1 pseudogene is annotated in these 254 nt (G+C 65.4%); it reads right to left on the reverse strand.

The annotated features are described in order from the left end of the window. Positions 1–254: pseudogene (locus tag FCK22_RS18370) on the reverse strand (hydroxyacylglutathione hydrolase C-terminal domain-containing protein); the annotation flags it as partial.

Below are 254 nucleotides of genomic sequence, written 5' to 3' on the forward strand. Positions count from 1 at the left end.
CGTGTCGGTGGCGTCTGGCATCCCCAAGGTCGCGCGGATGGCCGGGTCGGCGGGGCGCAGGAAGGGATTGGTTTCTAGTTCCAGTGAAAGCGACGAGGGGACGGTCGGCTGCCCCTTGGCGCGGGCGTGTCGATGTCCTTGGCCCTTGATATAAGGGCGGGATTGTCCGGATCAACGGTCAGGGCGAATTTTGCGTTGGCGGCGGTATATTCGTGGCCCGAGCAGATCGTCGTGTCACGGGGCAGGGCGGCCAG

Origin of the sequence: Sulfitobacter sp. 15WGC, from assembly GCF_005068605.1 — a bacterium.
Classification (GTDB): domain Bacteria; phylum Pseudomonadota; class Alphaproteobacteria; order Rhodobacterales; family Rhodobacteraceae; genus Sulfitobacter; species Sulfitobacter faviae.